This is a genomic window from Chitinophaga niabensis (genome assembly GCF_900129465.1).
In the GTDB taxonomy this organism is placed as follows: Bacteria; Bacteroidota; Bacteroidia; order Chitinophagales; family Chitinophagaceae; genus Chitinophaga; species Chitinophaga niabensis.
On the sequence record NZ_FSRA01000002.1, the window covers coordinates 1586857 to 1604447 of the forward strand.

Annotated in this window: 13 protein-coding genes; 2 read left to right on the forward strand and 11 right to left on the reverse strand. The window is 45.6% G+C overall.

Translation table 11 applies throughout. The features are described from left to right. Positions 1-17 precede the first annotated feature (17 nt). From BUR42_RS23700 to BUR42_RS23730, 7 genes are all read right to left on the reverse strand, one after another. On the reverse strand, positions 18-1925 hold the full coding sequence (locus BUR42_RS23700; protein WP_084185783.1) for a beta-N-acetylhexosaminidase: 1908 nt from the start codon (positions 1923-1925) through the stop codon (positions 18-20). After that, the gene (locus BUR42_RS23705; RefSeq protein WP_074242055.1) at positions 1922-3043 is read right to left on the reverse strand and encodes a sialidase family protein; all 1122 of its coding nucleotides are present in this window, start codon (positions 3041-3043) and stop codon (positions 1922-1924) included. Before BUR42_RS23705 ends, BUR42_RS23700 begins: the two co-directional genes overlap by 4 nt. Then, the gene (locus tag BUR42_RS23710) at positions 3043-4233 is read right to left on the reverse strand and encodes an AGE family epimerase/isomerase (protein WP_074242056.1); all 1191 of its coding nucleotides are present in this window, start codon (positions 4231-4233) and stop codon (positions 3043-3045) included. The genes BUR42_RS23705 and BUR42_RS23710 overlap by 1 nt, the downstream gene beginning before the upstream one ends. Before the next feature lie 5 nt (positions 4234-4238). Continuing rightward, positions 4239-6866, reverse strand: coding sequence for a sodium:solute symporter family protein (locus BUR42_RS23715; protein WP_200798357.1), 2628 nt, complete (start codon positions 6864-6866; stop codon positions 4239-4241). Between the two features lie 12 nt (positions 6867-6878). Then, entirely contained in the window at positions 6879-7820 is a 942-nt protein-coding gene (locus BUR42_RS23720) for a dihydrodipicolinate synthase family protein (RefSeq protein ID WP_074242058.1), read from the reverse strand. Between the two features lie 76 nt (positions 7821-7896). After that, positions 7897-9420: a RagB/SusD family nutrient uptake outer membrane protein gene (locus BUR42_RS23725; RefSeq protein WP_074242059.1), complete on the reverse strand. Its 1524-nt coding sequence runs from the start codon at positions 9418-9420 to the stop codon at positions 7897-7899. Between the two features lie 9 nt (positions 9421-9429). Beyond that, positions 9430-12744, reverse strand: coding sequence for a SusC/RagA family TonB-linked outer membrane protein (locus tag BUR42_RS23730; protein ID WP_074242060.1), 3315 nt, complete (start codon positions 12742-12744; stop codon positions 9430-9432). Positions 12745-12949: 205 nt separating this feature from the next. On the opposite strand from BUR42_RS23730, the gene BUR42_RS23735 reads away from it, so the two are divergent. Then, entirely contained in the window at positions 12950-13657 is a 708-nt protein-coding gene (locus tag BUR42_RS23735) for a FadR/GntR family transcriptional regulator (protein ID WP_074242061.1), read from the forward strand. A 41-nt stretch (positions 13658-13698) separates the two neighbouring features. Here the strand turns inward: BUR42_RS23735 and BUR42_RS23740 are convergent, their stop codons facing one another. Further along, on the reverse strand, positions 13699-14925 hold the full coding sequence (locus BUR42_RS23740; RefSeq protein WP_074242062.1) for an MFS transporter: 1227 nt from the start codon (positions 14923-14925) through the stop codon (positions 13699-13701). Positions 14926-14966: 41 nt separating this feature from the next. Next, positions 14967-15641 carry a FadR/GntR family transcriptional regulator gene (locus BUR42_RS23745; RefSeq protein ID WP_084185900.1) on the reverse strand — a complete coding sequence of 225 codons (675 nt, stop codon included), beginning with the start codon at positions 15639-15641 and terminating at the stop codon, positions 14967-14969. Between the two features lie 133 nt (positions 15642-15774). Here BUR42_RS23745 and BUR42_RS23750 point away from each other — a divergent pair, with 133 nt between their 5' ends. After that, positions 15775-16059: a hypothetical protein gene (locus tag BUR42_RS23750; protein WP_074242063.1), complete on the forward strand. Its 285-nt coding sequence runs from the start codon at positions 15775-15777 to the stop codon at positions 16057-16059. A 40-nt stretch (positions 16060-16099) separates the two neighbouring features. Here BUR42_RS23750 and BUR42_RS23755 read toward each other — a convergent pair whose 3' ends face one another. Continuing rightward, positions 16100-16981 (reverse strand): alpha/beta fold hydrolase, encoded by an 882-nt coding sequence (locus BUR42_RS23755; RefSeq protein WP_074242064.1) that lies wholly within the window; start codon positions 16979-16981, stop codon positions 16100-16102. A 104-nt stretch (positions 16982-17085) separates the two neighbouring features. Further along, complete coding sequence (locus BUR42_RS30050; RefSeq protein WP_234979788.1) at positions 17086-17586, reverse strand: DUF6496 domain-containing protein; 501 nt, start codon at positions 17584-17586, stop codon at positions 17086-17088. Between the last annotated feature and the right edge of the window lie 5 nt (positions 17587-17591).

Below are 17591 nucleotides of genomic sequence, written 5' to 3' on the forward strand. Positions count from 1 at the left end.
ACAAAGGTAGTAATATCTTAATTCACCGGTGCTTTCACCATGGTAAACATCCACTTCACCGGATTCTGCCAGTTAACAGGGGTAAAACTTCCTACAGGCGCTTTCACACGGATGGTATTCCATCCCTTTTGTAATTTCACCGGCGTGGGGCTGCGATATTCGTAACCCTCATCCACTAAGGGGATTTCCCCGTCTCCTTTTTCCCCACCACGTTTCCATACAGGCGGAGGAACCAGTTTCCCATTTACCCATACGGCGCTTTTTTTATTATCCCAGGCATCTTTGGGTGGGGAATCTGTAGCGGGGGACCGGGAGAAATTATTAAACCCTATCCAGAAATTTTCCATTTTATCTGCATCGCTCCATATTTTAGTGGTGGCATACCATGTTGTGTTCTCTTTTGGATCAGCAATCCAGCCATCTATATTTGGTGCCCACCAGTGACGTAATACGATGGTTCCCCCTATGGCTTCCAGTGCGGGTTTCATTTTTGAAATGTCGAATTCCTTCCGGAGATCTCCTCCATTTTCAAAAGGGCCGTAAAGCTGCCAGGTAATATTGCTCTGCTTAACATATGGAAAAGGAAGGTTTGAAAAATATCGCTGCTGATGGGTGAGTAAACGTTTTTCAAATGCTGCGAATGCAGTGGCGCTTGCAGAACCAGGGAGGCCGATCCTGGTTGTCCATTGCGCTGATCCGCCGCCTGTCCATATCCTTTCACCGAAAGTAAGGATGTCAGGATATACAGGATTCATCCGGAACATGTCCATTTCATGGGTTATATTCCTGTCGTGCCACAGGCAAAGTGTGCCGCCTTTCATGGATGCATTCTCCTTCGGTTGGTTTCCGATCATGCGAAAATAAAGGGTCACCACACTTTCCAGCGGATCAAAGTGGTTGATGTATAAATGTCTTGAATCAATATAAGTACGACCTGTATCTGTGCCTGTTTTATACATCCATAACTGGCGAAGGGTTTTAGTTCCCAGGTTTCCACCAGGGTCCCAGCCGATGGTTTGCTTACCTAATGCATGTATGTACGCAATCATTTCGGGCAGGAACTGTTTATTGGTAATATGTACTTCATCTCCACCAATATGCAGGTAAGGCACATCATATGTTTCGCAGAATTCTTTCAGGATATTCTTTACCATAGCCATACCGGAATCGGTTTGCATATCCGTTTTCATGGCTCTTTTGAAAGCAGCGCTGTGACCGGGCATGTCTATTTCCGGGATCAGTGTAATGTGCAGGTCCCTGCAATAGGCGATGAGTTCTTTCAGGTCAGCTTCTGTATAGAACTTCCCTTTGTGGCGCGTCATGCTCTCCGGTGCTGTGAGCTCAGGATATTTCCTGCTGGCCAGCCGCCAGGCTATGTCTTCTGTAAAATGAAAATGGAAGATATTGTATTTATAACGGGCAATGATTGCGATCTGCTGTTTTAATGTAGCCATGGATTGATAGTTCCTGCCTACATCCACCATATAACCTCTCCATGAAAAAGCGGGCCAGTCCTTTATCCGGCAGTACTGTACTATCCCATTTGACGGGACCAGCTGGAGTAATGTTTGCGTTGCATAGAAAAGCCCCTGTTCATCACCGGCAGTTATGGCGATGCCTTCTTTTGCAATCTGCAGCGTGTATCCTTCTTTAGGGAGACTGTCCGCGTACAAGATCTGCAAATAAGGGCCTGTTATTTTAGGTTTGGTTATCCGGAGTGCATAGCCTTGTTCCTTTAACAATGACTGTAACCGGGAGGCTTCTTTAGAAAAGCCCTCATGCAGCACCAGCATTTCTTTGCAGGTATGCATATTAAAACTTCCTTTTTGAAGACTTAGCTGCCGGGGTTGCGGAATGAGTGCAGGCTGGGCATAAGTAAGCCCGCTTAAACAGCACAATAAGAGTAGCGAGTAGTAACGTTTCATTTTTTTAGTTGGATGGGCACAAAGATGATCTTGCGGTAATTATCCTGTTCATACAGGATACCTACTTTGTTCCTGCCGATTTGAACAAGATCAGAATAGGCGGTATGATCTCCTTTTGTACCTGGTTCACTTTTGTCTATAAGATAGCTTTTTTTCCATGTTTTTCCTTCATCTGTACTGATTCGCAAGGTGAGACTATCCCTCCTCCTGGTAGTGGCATCATTACAAAACACCAGCATGTTCTTCCCCAGGCTGAGAATGGAACCCTGGCAAACAGGGTCAGGCAGCTGATGATCAAAGTAAGTAGTATCCCAATGCTTTCCTCCGTTTTTGCTGATCGCTACTATCCTGGCCCTCACGCCGCCGTGTTGGTTCCGGATGTTCATCATGAGTTTGCCGCCAGGCAATTCTGCGGCCATGGATTCATTGCCGCCGGGTATGTTCACATCTTCGCTGAGCTGAAAAGTTTTACCATGATCATCTGAATAATAGCCATGAGCGCGGCCGTCGAGGTAACGGTCCTGCGGGGCGCCAGCTGTATGATTGGCGGCTACATAAAGTCTGCCGCTTTTAAGCTGGATAGCATGGCCGGGGGTATTGGCATAAGTGCGCCAGTCTTCCTTAAAATTATAAGGAGGGTTAGAAGGCCGGTGTGTTTGTGCGGTGATGTTCACGCTTTCGGACCAGGTGGCGCCACCATCTGTGGAAGTTTTATACCACACTTCGCGTAAACCGTTTCCTTTTCTTACTTCCCCTTCGTGTTTATTCCCGGTATTGTAAAAAAGAAAGATCCTTCCCTTTGGCCATGCCGGATCTTTCAGGTCAACAACAGGTGCAGGATTGCCGGCCTGGAGATCATGATAGTCCACAATAGTCTGAAGGGCGGTCCATGTTTTTCCTTTGTCTTTACTGCGTTTCATTACAATATTAATATCCCCGAAATCAGCTGAACCATTCACACGGCCTTCGCAGAAAGCCAGCAGGTCTCCATTGGGTAAACCTATGATAGCGGGAATACGGTAACTTTTATGTCCATCTTCTCCGGATATAAATACAGGTTGCTGAGCAAATGCAGTGGCCTGGCAGATCAATGTTATGATCAAGAGATATTTTCTCATCATGGATTATTTTTCAGATAAGCGTTTAATAATTGCAGGCAGTACCATTCTTGCCTGGGTAAATGAAAGGGCCCTTTGTAGAGGTTGCCTTTGGCGGTTTGTGCCAGGCTGCCATCCCGGTGAAGATAACCAAACCATTCACCGTTCTCTTTATCATGGAAATGCGCATAGGCGTAATCGTGTACCATCTTATGCCATTGTGCGTATCTATCATTTCCGGTAAGTGTGTAAGCCAGCAGGGTAGCAATGATCACTTCGTTATGCGGCCACCAGAATTTCATATCCTGCCAGTATTCCTGTACCGGTTTATTGTACACATCCTTAAAATATAGAAAACCACCAAACTCTTTATCCCATCCACGTTCCCACATATAATCCAGCATCTGGCAACCTAATTCGATAAGGTGTGGATCGTTGCCCCTGTATTGCGCTTCATGCAGAATGAACCAGGCCCCTTCAATAGCATGCCCGGGATTTAAAGTGCGGCCATCTATATGATCTATAATACTGCCGTCCGGTGCTACTGTTTCCATTACACAACGGATATCATGTTTTACAAAGTACGTTTCAATCTCATGGATCCATTGATCTATCCATTGATCACAACGGCTATCGCCAATTGTGCTACGTACCTGTTGAGCCGTATTGATCATGATCATGGGGATGCCTATGGCCCTTCCCGGCCGTATGTCTGTATACTTGGCGGGTAATAATCCGGGAGTGGTGGCATAGGTAATACATTTGCTGAACAGTTCCCTGGAGAATGCCGCTATTTCTTCATCCCCGATTGCTTTGGCATATGCTGCTGTGGCGATAGTAGCGAAGGTTTCAGAAAAAAAGTAGCGGCGTTTGCGGATAGGTTTTCCATCACGTGTTACATGAAAGAACATTTGCCCATCTGCATCAAAACAATATTTCCGGAGAAAATCTATACCGGCTTTGGCTCCCGCCAGCCAGGTCTTTTCCGGGGCTACTGTATTGTATAAAGTAGACAGCATCCAGGCAGCTCTTCCCTGTATCCACACTGCTTTATCATCATCTATCAGCGAACCGTCCTTATCCCTCATCAGTAAATAACCGCCGAACTCTTCATCGATGCTTCGCGGAAACCAGAATGGAATGGTATCCTGTAATAATTGTTGTTGATAAAAATCCCGGAGTGTACCAAGATCTTTTATAGAATAACTCATGGACCTTAATGATTTTTAAACACTGTTAAACCAGTGATGGATTTTGTATGGCCACCTATCAGGCTGAAAATGTAACCGAATCCCGCACAGCTTGCAAGGCCTGTTAATGCATAAAGCAATAGGTTGACCTGGGTATACCTGTAAATGAGGAATTGGCAGATCCCGCTGGCTATTAATCCGGCAGCTGCACCAAAGGCATTGGCACGTTTGGTGAAAATGCCCAGCACAAATAGTCCTGCGATACCTCCGGTAAATAAACCAAGGATGGTATTGAATTGGTCCCAGAGGGAAACAATGCCTGTTCCTGCCATCACCAGGGCTATTACAGTTCCGAAGATCCCTACCAGCAAAGTAGCTGCCCGGGCAGTATTGAGGTAGTTCTTTTCGCTTTTCCCGGGAAAGAACTTGCGGTAGAAGTCGTTCACAAATACAGTGGAAACTGCATTCACACTTCCATTGAGGCTTCCCATGGCAGCAGCAAAAATAGCAGTGATCACTAACCCGGAAATACCATCCGGCAGTTCATTTACAATGTACCAGGGGAAGATCGTATCCTGAGTATCCAGTGCAATGTTCACTTTCTCCGGGTGGTTCTGATAGAAGAGATATAACAGCGTACCCAGTGAAAAGAAGATAATGGTAGAAGGCAGCACCATCCAGGCACCAAGTTTCAGGCTGTTGGCGGCTGTTTTCTCATCTTTTGTAGTAAGGTAACGTTGCACAACAGTTTGATCTGTTCCGTAAACTGTGAGGTTCAATGCCAGCCCACCGATCAGTACTACCCATAAGGTAGGGGAAGACAGGTCGAAGTTAAAGTCCAGCAGTTTTAATTTATCGTTGGTAACAACACTGTTCCATGCAGACCTTCCATCTGTTCCCAGGTGCATCGGCAACAGGATCAAAGAAAGCAAAGCGCCGCCCAGCAGTATTATTACTTGTACCACTTCCGTCCAGATCACAGCTTCCACGCCACCCAGTACAGTATAAAAGATGCTGACAATGCCCATGATGAGGATACAGGTGGTAACAGGAATGCCGGTAACAACAGATAACGCGATGCTGGGCAGTAACAATACTATTCCCATCCTGCCCAGTTGTAATAAAATGAAGAGGATAGATGCGAGGAACCGGGAAACATAGCTGAAACGTTTTTCAAGGTATTCATAAGCAGATGTTACATTCAGCCTGCGGTAGAATGGAATGAAGAAACGGATCACCAACGGCATTACCATGATGATGGTCATCAGGAGAATAAAATACGTCCAGTTAGTGGCGTATGTTTTTGCAGGGATGCCAATGAAGGTGATGGCGCTGAGCTTGGCTCCAAAAATACTGAGGCCGGTAGCCCAGCCGGGAACCTTTTGTCCGCCACGGAAGTAATCATCAGTTGAATCCTGGTGGCGGGAGGTCCAGACACCGATCCCTACCATTAACAGCAGGTATAATACAAGGATGGTATAATCCGTCCAGGAAAAGAACTGCCTGCGGTCGATAGTTCCTTTGAGGATACTGGTACTGCGTACGCCAGGTTTGATCTCTCCGCCGGGAATGTAAATATCTGTTCCCCATTTCACGGCCGTAGTGGTAACCGGTGTTTCGTAAGGCAGTTCGCCGATCTTTGTCCAGGTGTTGGTAACGGTGTTAAAGAGGTATATGTCTCTGCTGAAACCCTTATGTTTTTCCAGCAGGGCAATTTTTTCTGTTTGTAATTGCTGTTTTATTTCAACTGAAGCAGCACTGCTTATTTTGGCATTGAATGTTTCTATCTGTGTAAACACATCTCCTTTATCACCTCCTATCAGCAGAACATAGGTGGCGCCTGTGGCAATACCTGTACCAGCAGATAACGCAGGTGCTGATATATTGGATAGTTTTTTCCACTGCCGGTGTTTGAGATCGAACTGATAAGCACTGTTATGCAGTGTACTGATCCCTGCGGGTGTTTTTGTTCTCCCCCCAAAAACATAGATGCAGGGATATTCTCCATTAGATTGTGCAACCATAACGCTATGAGAAACGGCTAAGGGCAGATCAGGTAATTTGTTCCAGGAGGTGCCGTTCACAAGGTCCAAAGAAAAGAATACCGATAAAGTGCTATCGGCAGTTTCTCCACCCGCCACATACACAGTGTTTCCCTGCAAAGCAGCAGAAGCGTTAGTAAGGGGAATAGGCAGTTCCGGCATGTTCTTCACTTTCAGCGTTTGCGATGCGGCATCCCATTGCAGCAGGAGAACACTTTTAAGCGGCCCTGTTTCATTTTCTCCTCCAATACATAGTATGCCGGAAGTGGTAGACACGCTGGCAGCATAAGCGATATGGAATGGCAGTTTGAAGGAACTTTTCATCCATTGGTTATCCTTTTGCATCAGGTATACATCATCATAGTATTTTTTATGCCCGCCCTGCCATGGCATATTGTCCGGAAAATTAGCACCACCGGCCAACAGCAGCAGGTTCTGATGGACACCTGCCACAATACCAGCAAGACCAGGCTGTTGTTGAGAGCCCTGGGCAGGAGGCAGCTGGGTGGGAACAGACCAGGTGATATGATTGTTTGCCTGTTCCTGTGCCCGAAGCCCGGATATGGAAAACATGGAAAGGAATGTGAGAATGATGAAATAAGTAGATCGCATTAGATGGTTTTATCAGCTATTGACTGTAGCCGGAAATTTGGAACAATAGGCAGAGAAGTTTAGGGAAGCTACGTCTTTCACAAATGCTTCAAACCGTTCTCTGCTCATATTGCTGACCGGTTTACGGAACTCTCCGCAATCCAGGCCCGCTACTTTCATATAAGCTTTACCGGTAGCAATGCCGCCATATTTCCCCAACAGGCGGATCATGTCTATGGATTGCTGTTGCAGCGCGCGGGCCTTCTCCATTTCTCCGTTATTATATGCGTCTATTAACTGGTTATAGAGGGGGGCTGCATAATTGAAAGTACTACCTACCGCTCCTTTTGCCCCAACACTTAATGCAGGCAACATATTTTCATCCCTTCCCCATAACATATCATACTGTTCATTTTCAAAATGGAGGCAGGAGAGGAAATCCATGAAATCTTCATGAGTGAATTTCACTCCTGCAAAGTTCGGGCATTTACCGTGTATTTGTTGCAGGAGGTCTATCATATTAAATCCAACACCGGTGAGTACAGGAATATGATAATAATAGAAAGGCATATCCGGTACTACCGAGGCAATTTCCATACACATATCCGCCAGTACTTTTACGTTAGCGGGTTTGAAATAAAAGGGAGAGGTGAAAGCAACGGCATATAAGCCACTTTCCCTTGCATGAATGGCCAGCTCCATACATTCCCTTACACTGGTGCCGCCCAGGAGGGAGATCACTTTAAAGGCCGGGTCGTTTTTTGTAACATCAGCCCAGGACTTTGCTACTGCTCTTTTTTCCTGGTTGGTTAGAGAAACGCCCTCTCCGGTAGAGCCACAAATGAAAGCGCCGGTAATGCCATTGTTCTTTAATAATGCATAATAAGCAGGTATTACTGCCAGGTTAAGGCTTCCATCTTTATGCATGGGTGTAAACGGTGCCGCTATCAGGCCAGTCATCTTTTCGATCTTCATTATTGTTGATTTAGTACTTTAGAAAATATCCGGTGACAGGAATATCTCCGGCTATATTTAGAATGCGCTGACATACTTAGTATCCGAACGTTTGTTTTAACAGGGGATCGGAGTTCAGCATGCCAAGAGAGATTGGTAATAATAGTTTGTAAGAAGAAGCAACACTGAGATAAGCAGGATTTACATTGTTATACACATAGGTGTCTCCTGCTCTGCGTAATGCCCACCAGCGTTTTCCTTCGCCGATGAATTCCCGCAGGTATTCATCCAGGATGGCATTCATATTAGCATCTGTTGTGCTATTTACATAAGGTGTATAACCAGGCCCGTAAGCACGCTCCCTGATCAGGTTAATCTCTGCTACGGGACTGCCACCCAGTTTTGTGTTGGCTTCTGCCAGTAATAACAACACATCTGCATAACGATATACCGGTACATCTGTATCCATGAGCTGCGTTCCTGCATCCACCCTGCCCAGGAATTTTGTGAGCATCACCGCGGCAATAGGAAAACCTGCCTGGTTACGGTACATGATCCGGAAAGAGGGCCGGATCCTCCTATCTGCCGGGTTGTTGAGCTTGGTGATCATGGCATTGCTCATACCTACGCGGCTGGCACCTCCTACTAAAGGATAAGCTGCTGAAACTGATTGCTGCTGAGGTGTACCTGCATCCAGTAACAAAGTACCGGCCTGTGTGGTGTTCACCAGGAAGCTGCCGTAGGTGCCAACTGTAGCCTGGTCCTTTTCATAACTGATGGCAAAAATGATCTCTTTGTTATTGGCTTCTTTGGTTTGATCAAAAACATCCTGGTAGTTTGCTTGCAGGCCAAGTACAGGAAGGGCTTTGACTTCTTCGAGCGCAGTTTTCGCTGTATTGAGATCTGCATTGCCACCGGCCATGTGTGTGGCGGACCAGAGGAATACATCCCCCTTCAGGATCAGTGTAGCCGGCCTGTTCCAGGTTACTCTTTTGCCGGAAGCAATGGTGTTGGCGGCACCAAACAATGTGAGGGACTGTTCAATATCCGCCTTGATCTGTTTCATCACCTCTTCTTTGGGCGCGCGTGCTTTATAGAGATCCTTAAGATTGCCTACAGTGGATACAGGTTCCCTAGTCAGCGGAACTTCACCCCATGTTCTCAACATGGTGTAATACACGTAAGCACGCAGCCCATACATTTCAGCCAGATAGCCACTGCGTTTTGCTGCATCCACAGTGGAAAGCGGGAAGAGTTTTATAACAGTATTGATCCTGTCTACCAGGCTGTAAAAGCCACTCCAGTTAGCAGCTGGTGCATTAGCCTGGCTGAGGTTATGGCTCCAGTATTGTTTGAGGCCGCCGTCTTCTGATTCTGTGTAAAGGCCATCCGCCCATAGATCAGAGCGCATTTCTCCAAACACAAAAAAGTTGGATTGCTGGGAACGAAAGGAGGTGTAAACGCCGTAATACAATGTCATGGCCACATTGGGATCTGTTAGTACACTGCCCTGGTCCAGCGTGGTTTGCGGTCTTACTTCTTCCAGCTGCTTTTTACAGGAGGCAGCCCCGGTACCGAGTAACAGCAGAAGGAGATATCTTTTCAGTATTAACTTGTTCATGATAGTAGATTAGAAGTTTACAGATGCGCCAAAGGTTAGCGTTTTCGGAAGTGGGAAGCGGCCGGCATCGTTGCCACCTACTTCAGGGAATGTGCCACTGTATTTAGTGAAGTACACCAGGTTAGAACCTGTAACGGATACTTTTAAACCTTTGATCTTATTGTTGGTGGCATTTTTTAACATACCTGCCGGTAATGTGTAGGCCAGTGTAAGTTCACGTACAGCGAGATAGTTTCCTTTTTCCCAGAAATTAGCGGGTGCAGTAGTACTGCCGCCTGCATCCATAAAATAATTACGGCCATAGTTAGCCCAATAATAACGTGGAAGCGTGCCATTCGGATTGTCCGGGGCCCAGGTGCTCTTAATATCAGCCGGCCCGTTTTGAGAACCTTGTACCTGCGACATACCCCGCAGATAGGTTTGGTTCAGGATAATAAAGCCGAGTGAATAATCGAACTGTGCAAACAGGTTAAATCCTTTCCATGCAGCGGCTAATGAAAAGCCACCTTGTACAGTAGGTTTTACTCTTCCTACAAAAACATAATCGCGGGTGTCCAACGTATCATTGCCATCCACATCTCTCCAGCGTGCATCCCCCAATAGTTTAATGCGCTTGTTGGTATACGGGAGGAAAGTGTTCCAGAGGTTAGCTTTTTTATTGATCTCTTCCTGCGTTTTGTAGATACCATCATAGATGGGTGCATAGATCTCATCTTCCAGGCCGATGCGGTACCCTTCCTGTAAACCACCCACCTGGATGAGTTGCTTACTGCCCGGGTCCCAGATCTGGATGGTGCTTTGGCGATTCCTTTCCAACCCGTTATCAGGCAGTTTTTTAGCAAAGTTCTTTACATGGAAGAAGTTGGCCGCAATATCCAGGCTAAGGCCATCTGCAGTTTGCGGTCTGAGTACATTGGCTTTAATTTCAAGTTCAATGCCTTTGTTCTGCAACTGGCCCAGGTTAGTAGTGTAAGCCGTAAAACCCGTCCAGGCAGGAATATTAAGCGTAGTGATCTTGTCGAATATATTCCGGATAAAATAATCTCCTATCAATGTGATGCGGTTGTTAAATAATCCTACATCCAGGCCAAAGTTCAGGGAGTTGGCTCTTTCCCATTTCAGGCCTGAATTGAAGATACTGCCGGTAGCAAATCCCGGGTTACCATTGTAAATCCCGGTGCTGCCGTAAACAGGAACTGTGGCAAAATCACCCAGTGGATCAATGCTGCCATTGGAACCATAACTGATACGGGGTTTAAGTGTAGAAATATATTTACTGATACCGGAATGCTGGAAGAAAGACTCGTTGTGCAGATTCCATCCTGCGGAAATACCAGAAAAGAACCCATAGCGGTTATCCGTTAGTTTGGAAGTACCGTCGTATCGAATATTTACATTCAGGAGATATCTGTTATCATAGCTGTAATTGATCCTGCCAATGGCAGAAGCGAGCCTTTGCCAGCTGGTGAATCCTGAACTGGGGATACCCACTGCCGCAGTAGAAGCAGATAACCAGGGAATATAATCTGTAGCTGCGTTATTGGCACTTGCCGCATATGAATACTGGCGGGAATCAAAGAATTCTCCACCCGCCATGGCAGAGATATCATGTTTAGAAAAGCTTTTTGCGTATTGCAGGAAGCCATTGTAGGAGTATTGCTGCAATTTTATATTCTGAAAGGACGCATTCCGGGTATTTATTGCTGCGCCACCTGTGCCGTTGATGTATGCTTTATTGAATGATTCAGACAGGAAGTCCCTGATAAATCCGGAAGCTGTGCCCAATATTTTGAGGTCAGGGGTAAGACTATATTCCAGGTTGATGGCACCGGAGAAACGTTGTTCTTTTTGCTTGTTACTGAATTTGTCCTGAAAGTATTTAGGATTTCCTAATGTGCCACCATCCACGCCAGGCAATTGTGCATTGGTGATATCATGTGTTAATCTTACAGTAGGCGCAATAGCTCCGAAACGCTGTATCAGTCCACCAGTGATACCTCCGTCATTATCAGCGGTAAGATAAGAGGGTTGTGTTTTTACACTGTAGCCGGATAAGTTCAGGGCGATCTTAAAATCTTTGCTTACGTTCAAGCCTCCGTTGAAATTGAGGTTCATCCTGCTGAGCTGAGATCCGATCACCATGCCTACATCATTAATACCGCCAAGGCCCAGTGCAAAGTTTCCCTGGTCGTTGCCACCTGAAAAATTTACATAATGTTCCTGTAAGGTACTTTCCTGCAGGATCAGGTCCTCTAATTCTTTTTGTGAAATGGAACGATACAGGATGCTATCCATTTGCCCTGCCACGAAGGGATTTTTGTCTACCAGCAAATTCCATTTAGGATCATTGATCAGGCTACGGTTCGTGTTGTTCACCTGTTGCGTGGAGTATTTACCATCCGGTGCAGCCCAGCCGGAATTGAGGCCCCAACCCCATGCACCCGTCAATTGATTTTTTGTATTGGTTTGTTCAGCCGTGAGGTTGTCTGCCACAGCTGCTTCGTACCTGCTGGCGAGGCCACGCCTGTTCCATATGATGTAATCTTCCGCCGATAATAGTTCCATTGGATTCCTTCGGATGAAGTTTTTAGCTGCACGGTAGCTGTATGTTACCTGTGAGCGGCCTTTCTTTCCTTTTTTAGTGGTAACGAGGATCACTCCATTGGAGGCACGTGCGCCATAAATAGCAGCAGACGCGGCATCTTTCAGCACATCAATACTTTCTACATCTTCTGTATTGATGCCAAATAGAGAGGGAACAATTACACCATCCAGTACAATGAGTGGTGAGCCGGAACCATTGTAGTTGGTACCTCCACGAAATACAATAGTAGGTGTAGCACCGGGTTGCCCGGTATTTTGCTGTACGCGCAAACCGGGAGCGGTTCCTTGCAGTGCACTGCCAAGATTGGTACGGGGAACAGATTTCAACACATTTTCATCTACTCTTGAAACAGAGGAGGTTAGTGTACTACGGCTTTGCTGGCCATAACCTACCACTACTACTTCATTCAGCTTAGCGACATCCGGTTGCAAAAGGATGTTGAATGAGGAAACATTTCCTACAGGTACTTCCTGTGGGAGAAAACCCGTAAAGCGGATCACCAGTATGTCGGCAGGAGCAGCTTCTATGATAAACTCGCCGTTGGCATTGGCCTGTGTTCCTTTGTTGGTTCCCTTTACAATAACAGTTACGCCGGGAAGTGGTTGTTTGTCTTCAGAACCGGTCACTTTCCCGGAGATCTTTTTAACCTGGCCCCAGGAGGTAGCCGAGAGAAGAAAGCCAATAAGCAGAAGCCATACTTTCTTGTTTACTGATTTCATGATAATGGAATTTTGGTTGAAATTTCGATGATAAGGCGTATTATGTATAACATAATAAAGTTAAAGACATTGGGGTTTCATTTCCAAATAAAATATTTATCTGGCGGTAAGTGATTGAAAATCATATAAATGAATAAATCAGTGAGAGCCGGACAGCGAAAAAATCCCCTATTTTTCTCTATTTTTGAATTAAGTATAACATAATATGAGCCTGACAGAGATTAAAGACAGTTTGAAATCGATAGATACCAGCACGCTGGTAGATAAAGTGGAAGCGAACCTTGTAGAGCTGCTACAGATAAAGAAATTGAAGGTGGGGGATTCCATTCCAACAGAAATGGAGCTGGCTGAAACATTGGGTGTAAGCAGAACAGTGGTGCGGGAAGCTATACTCCGGTTGCGAATGATGGGATTGATCGATTCCAAAAAGAAAAAGGGTGCCGTGATCACCAGTCCGGATATTTTTGGCATCGTAGGTAAAAGCATGAATCCTCATATCCTGGACCAGGCTACGTTACGGGAGATCTTTGAGATCCGCCTGGTATTGGAAATAGGCATGGCGGACCTGATCTTCCACCGTATAAAAAAAGCGGATATAAAGGAGTTGAAACGTATTGTGAGCAAGGAGCCGCCTGCTACTGACCATCATCTTTTCAACATAGATCATGAAATTGCTTTTCATGGTAAGTTGTATGAGATAGCAGGTAATACGGCTTTAAAGAAATTCCAGAAAATGTTGTTGCCGGTATTTGATTATGTGCATAAAAGCGGGTTGTTAAAGAAACAGCCTAAGCTAAAAACATTTGTATCGCATAAAGGGCTGGTGGATATCCTGGAGAAAGGTACACCGGAAGATTTCCGGAATGGCATGCGCAAACACCTGGAAAATCATTTCGCACGATTATTTGAATAATAAAAAGGGCTGCATCATTTTAAATGCAGCCCTTTTGGGTATTAAGCTTTTTTCTTTCTTTCAATATTGGGCAGGAAGCCTGTTAATAATCCTATTAACGGAAGGTATGCACATACCTGGTATACATAATTGATACTGGTACGGTCTGCTAATTGTCCAAGCAGTGCAGATCCCACACCTGCCATACCAAAGGCAAATCCGAAGAACAAACCGGCAATCATACCTACTTTCCCCGGCACCAGTTCCTGTGCATATACAAGGATGGCGGAGAATGCAGAAGAAAGGATCACACCGATAAACACACTAAGGATGGCCGTCCAGAAAAGATTAGCGTGTGGCATTAATAATGCAAAAGGTGCAACGCCGAGGATGGAGATCCAGATCACATACTTTCTGCCGATGCGGTCTCCCACAGGCCCTCCGATGAAGGTCCCGGCTGCAATGGCAAACAGGAAGATGAACAGGTATACCTGTGCGCTTTGCACGGATACGTTGAATTTATCGATCAGGTAGAAAGTATAATAGCTGGTAAGGCTCGCCATGTAGAAGTATTTGGAGAAGATCAGGATCATGAGGATGAACAGCGCAAAGATCACTCTGCCTTTCGATAATTTGATGGTTTCTACCTGTAGCTTTGCTTTCTTAGGTTTGATGCGATGGGTATTGTTGAGGTACCATTTACTGATACGGAGCATTACTACAATGGCTATCAGCGCTACAATGGAAAACCAGGCAATGTGCGTTTGCCCCAGGGGCACAATGATTGCAGCAGCCAATAGTGGGCCGAGGGAACTACCTGTGTTGCCACCCACCTGGAATAAAGATTGTGCCATGCCATGCTGGCCGCCGGAAGCCATGTAAGCCAGGCGGGATGCTTCAGGATGAAAAACCGCTGAGCCGATCCCGATCAATGCTACGGAAACCAATACCATGGGGAAGCTGTGCACAAAAGCAAGGCATAATAGTCCCATCAGTGTGAAAGTCATACCAATGGCCAGTGAATAGGGCTGCGGCCTTTTGTCTGTATACATCCCAACCAGTGGCTGCAGAATAGATGCAGAGAGTTGGAAGGTTAAGGTGATCAACCCCACCTGCGAGAAGCTTAGATGCAGGGAATCCTTTACCATTGGGTAAATGGCAGGAATGATAGATTGAATAGTGTCGTTCAGCAGATGTGTAAAGCTAAGGGCCAGCAATACCGAGAATACAGTTTTTTCGGCCAGGTTCTGCGCCACCTTTTTCTCTTCGCCTTCAAGTACAGTTTCCATTGTTGTCAGATCATCTGATATTTAGAATTCAAAAAAAAATATCATTTCGCATGGGTGCTGATGCGGGTTGCCCACAGGAGCGCTTGCGCGGAGTCTTTGTCTATAATGCTTTGCAGGAGTGACTTGTGGAGGTCCTGCGATTCCAGGAAAGGTTTGGTATCTGCATACCTTTCACGGAAAGATTGTTTCAGGTGCGTAGCGATGGTTTTATAGAGATCTACCATGATCTCATTCTTGGATGCTACGGCTATACTGGTATGGAAGTCGATGTCTGCCTGCATACAGGCGTCCACGTTCTGTGCTTTTGCATGTTCGCCCCTTTTTTTGAGGAAGGCCTTCATTTGCGTGATGTCGTCTTTCGTGCGGTGGAGGGCTGCTTTCTCAGCAATCTTTACTTCCAGTAACAGCCGTACTTCATTGAGGTCCTGGAAGTGGGCCCGGTGAAAACGTTGGGCCAGGGGTTCTCCCATGGCCTGGTGAGAAATGATGAAAGTGCCCAGGCCCTGTTGCACTCTTACTAATCCGGCATTAACCAGCAGCCTTACTGCTTCACGGATAGTGGAGCGGCCTACACCAAACTGGGCCATGAGATCAGGTTCCGTGGGGAGTTGCTGGCCAATGGCATATTTGCCTGAGCAGATCTGCTGTTGCAGGTGGCCGGCTACTTCGTCCGCCAGGTTTTTGCGTTTTACGTATGTTATGGGTGTAGTCATCATATCATCAGATGTTTGCAAAGCTACATTTTTTTCTGAAAGTTTGTATGTGTTAATTAATTCGAAAAGGGGGGATATCTTAATCAGATATTGCATATTTTTGTAGTCCTTTAGTTATCAATTAAAATTTTGACCAATGGCATTACCTAAATTCATGATTGCAGATGATCCCGTTACAGATCCGGATAATGAATACATCTTCCATACGGAGAAACCGCGGTTCTTTGCCAAACGTGTAGAAGAAGACGAAGAGATGGCATATATCGATATCGTGGAAGAAATTGATAACGTGGAAGAATACTTTCATGGAGAGCCGGAAAAGAAACAGGCGTTATTAGATGAATTGGAGGACTGGTATTACTCTTACATGGAGTGGCTGGAAGAAGATGAGGATGACGACGATGATGATGACGAGGAATAAAATTCTCTTTATACATTGATGAAAATACCTGGTGAATGGATTACCGTTCACCAGGTATTTTATTGTTAAGGAAATTATCCATGAGTGTTAATACCTCATCGAAATTTGTTTCCAGTGCCCAGTGCCCACCATCGATAATATGGATTTCTGCATCGGGCAGGTCTCTCTTGTAACAGGGAGGTTCATTTATGCTAAAGAAAACATCATATTTTCCCCATATCACTATGGCTGGAGGTTGGTGTGTACGGAAATATTCCTGGTAGACCGGGAACATTTTGAAATTATCCTCAAAATCACAATTCAACTCAAACTGCATTTCAGCATTCCCCGGCCGCTTTATTATGTCCCAGTCCAGCATCCATAATTCAGGGCTGACGGCAGGTAATAATTCTTCAGGCAGGCCCCAGGTGTATTGGCCTTTTACCCCTTCTTCACTGATAAACGCAGAAAGTTTTTTCTTCTTTTCAGCAGTGGGATTTTTCCAATATGCTTTATATTCATCCCATTCCGGGCCAATGCCTTCATCATATGCATTGCCGTTCTGCACAATGATCCCTTTTATCTTTTCAGGATGGTTGACGCACATTCGCTGACCGATGTGGGCACCATAGTCGTGGAGATAGATGGTAAAGGACTTCAGGTTTATTGCGTCCGTAAATTTATCCATGTACGCTGCTACATTCCTGAAAGTATATTCAAAGAATTCTCTATCGGGGAATTCACTAAACCCGAATCCTGGATAGTCAGGGGCAACGAGGTAAAATCTGTCACCCAGGGCGGTCATCAGGTTCTTAAACATGACGGATGAAGTGGGGAACCCGTGCAACAGTAATAATGCTGGGTTCTTTCTGTCACCGGCTTCCCGATAGAAAATATCAATGCCGTCAACTTTAATTGTTTTATTTAAAATCTGCCTTGGCATGTTTCCGTTGTTTGTTGCGCTATATGGTTAGTTGAAATGGCGCAAACCTCCGGTTTCACAGAAGTTTGCGCCCAGGTATCATCACAATGGTTCTTCTTTACTGCTTATTTTTTGCGGGTGGATCTTTTTGCCGTAGCTTTTTTAGTGGTTGCTTTCTTTGCGGTGGCACGTTTGGCAGCAGCCTTTTTAGGTGCAGCCTTCTTCGCAGCCGCTTTCTTGCCGGTAGCTCTTTTAGCTGTAGCTTTCTTGGCCGTAGCTTTCTTCGCGGTTGCTTTCTTACCTGTAGCTCTCTTTGCCGTAGCTTTCTTACCCGTTGCTTTTTTACCAGTAGCTTTCTTCGCTGCAGCCTTCTTCGGAACCTTCGCTCCTTCTTCCCTGGCTTCAGATAATCCGATCGCGATAGCCTGTTTACGGCTGGTTACTTTCGGGCCTTTCTTACTGCCACTCCTCAACTTTCCTTCATGCATTTCATGCATGGCCCTTTCCACCTTGTCTCCTGCTTTTTTTGAATACTTTGCCATGATACTTTTTTTAATGGGTTTATAAATAAGTACATTTAAAACATCCAGCAAATTATACTCCACTTCATTTTTCTTAGTTTTCATGGTTG

What these genes read in the sequence shown, in the direction of transcription:
- BUR42_RS23700 (WP_084185783.1), bottom strand. Translation starts at nt 1,925, where the DNA reads ATGAAACGTTACTACTCGCTACTCTTATTGTGCTGTTTAAGCGGGCTT.
- BUR42_RS23705 (WP_074242055.1), bottom strand. Translation starts at nt 3,043, where the DNA reads ATGAGAAAATATCTCTTGATCATAACATTGATCTGCCAGGCCACTGCA.
- BUR42_RS23710 (WP_074242056.1), bottom strand. Translation starts at nt 4,233, where the DNA reads ATGAGTTATTCTATAAAAGATCTTGGTACACTCCGGGATTTTTATCAA.
- BUR42_RS23715 (WP_200798357.1), bottom strand. Translation starts at nt 6,866, where the DNA reads ATGCGATCTACTTATTTCATCATTCTCACATTCCTTTCCATGTTTTCC.
- BUR42_RS23720 (WP_074242058.1), bottom strand. Translation starts at nt 7,820, where the DNA reads ATGAAGATCGAAAAGATGACTGGCCTGATAGCGGCACCGTTTACACCC.
- BUR42_RS23725 (WP_074242059.1), bottom strand. Translation starts at nt 9,420, where the DNA reads ATGAACAAGTTAATACTGAAAAGATATCTCCTTCTGCTGTTACTCGGT.
- BUR42_RS23730 (WP_074242060.1), bottom strand. Translation starts at nt 12,744, where the DNA reads ATGAAATCAGTAAACAAGAAAGTATGGCTTCTGCTTATTGGCTTTCTT.
- BUR42_RS23735 (WP_074242061.1), top strand. Translation starts at nt 12,950, where the DNA reads ATGAGCCTGACAGAGATTAAAGACAGTTTGAAATCGATAGATACCAGC.
- BUR42_RS23740 (WP_074242062.1), bottom strand. Translation starts at nt 14,925, where the DNA reads ATGGAAACTGTACTTGAAGGCGAAGAGAAAAAGGTGGCGCAGAACCTG.
- BUR42_RS23745 (WP_084185900.1), bottom strand. Translation starts at nt 15,641, where the DNA reads ATGATGACTACACCCATAACATACGTAAAACGCAAAAACCTGGCGGAC.
- BUR42_RS23750 (WP_074242063.1), top strand. Translation starts at nt 15,775, where the DNA reads ATGGCATTACCTAAATTCATGATTGCAGATGATCCCGTTACAGATCCG.
- BUR42_RS23755 (WP_074242064.1), bottom strand. Translation starts at nt 16,981, where the DNA reads ATGCCAAGGCAGATTTTAAATAAAACAATTAAAGTTGACGGCATTGAT.
- BUR42_RS30050 (WP_234979788.1), bottom strand. Translation starts at nt 17,586, where the DNA reads ATGAAAACTAAGAAAAATGAAGTGGAGTATAATTTGCTGGATGTTTTA.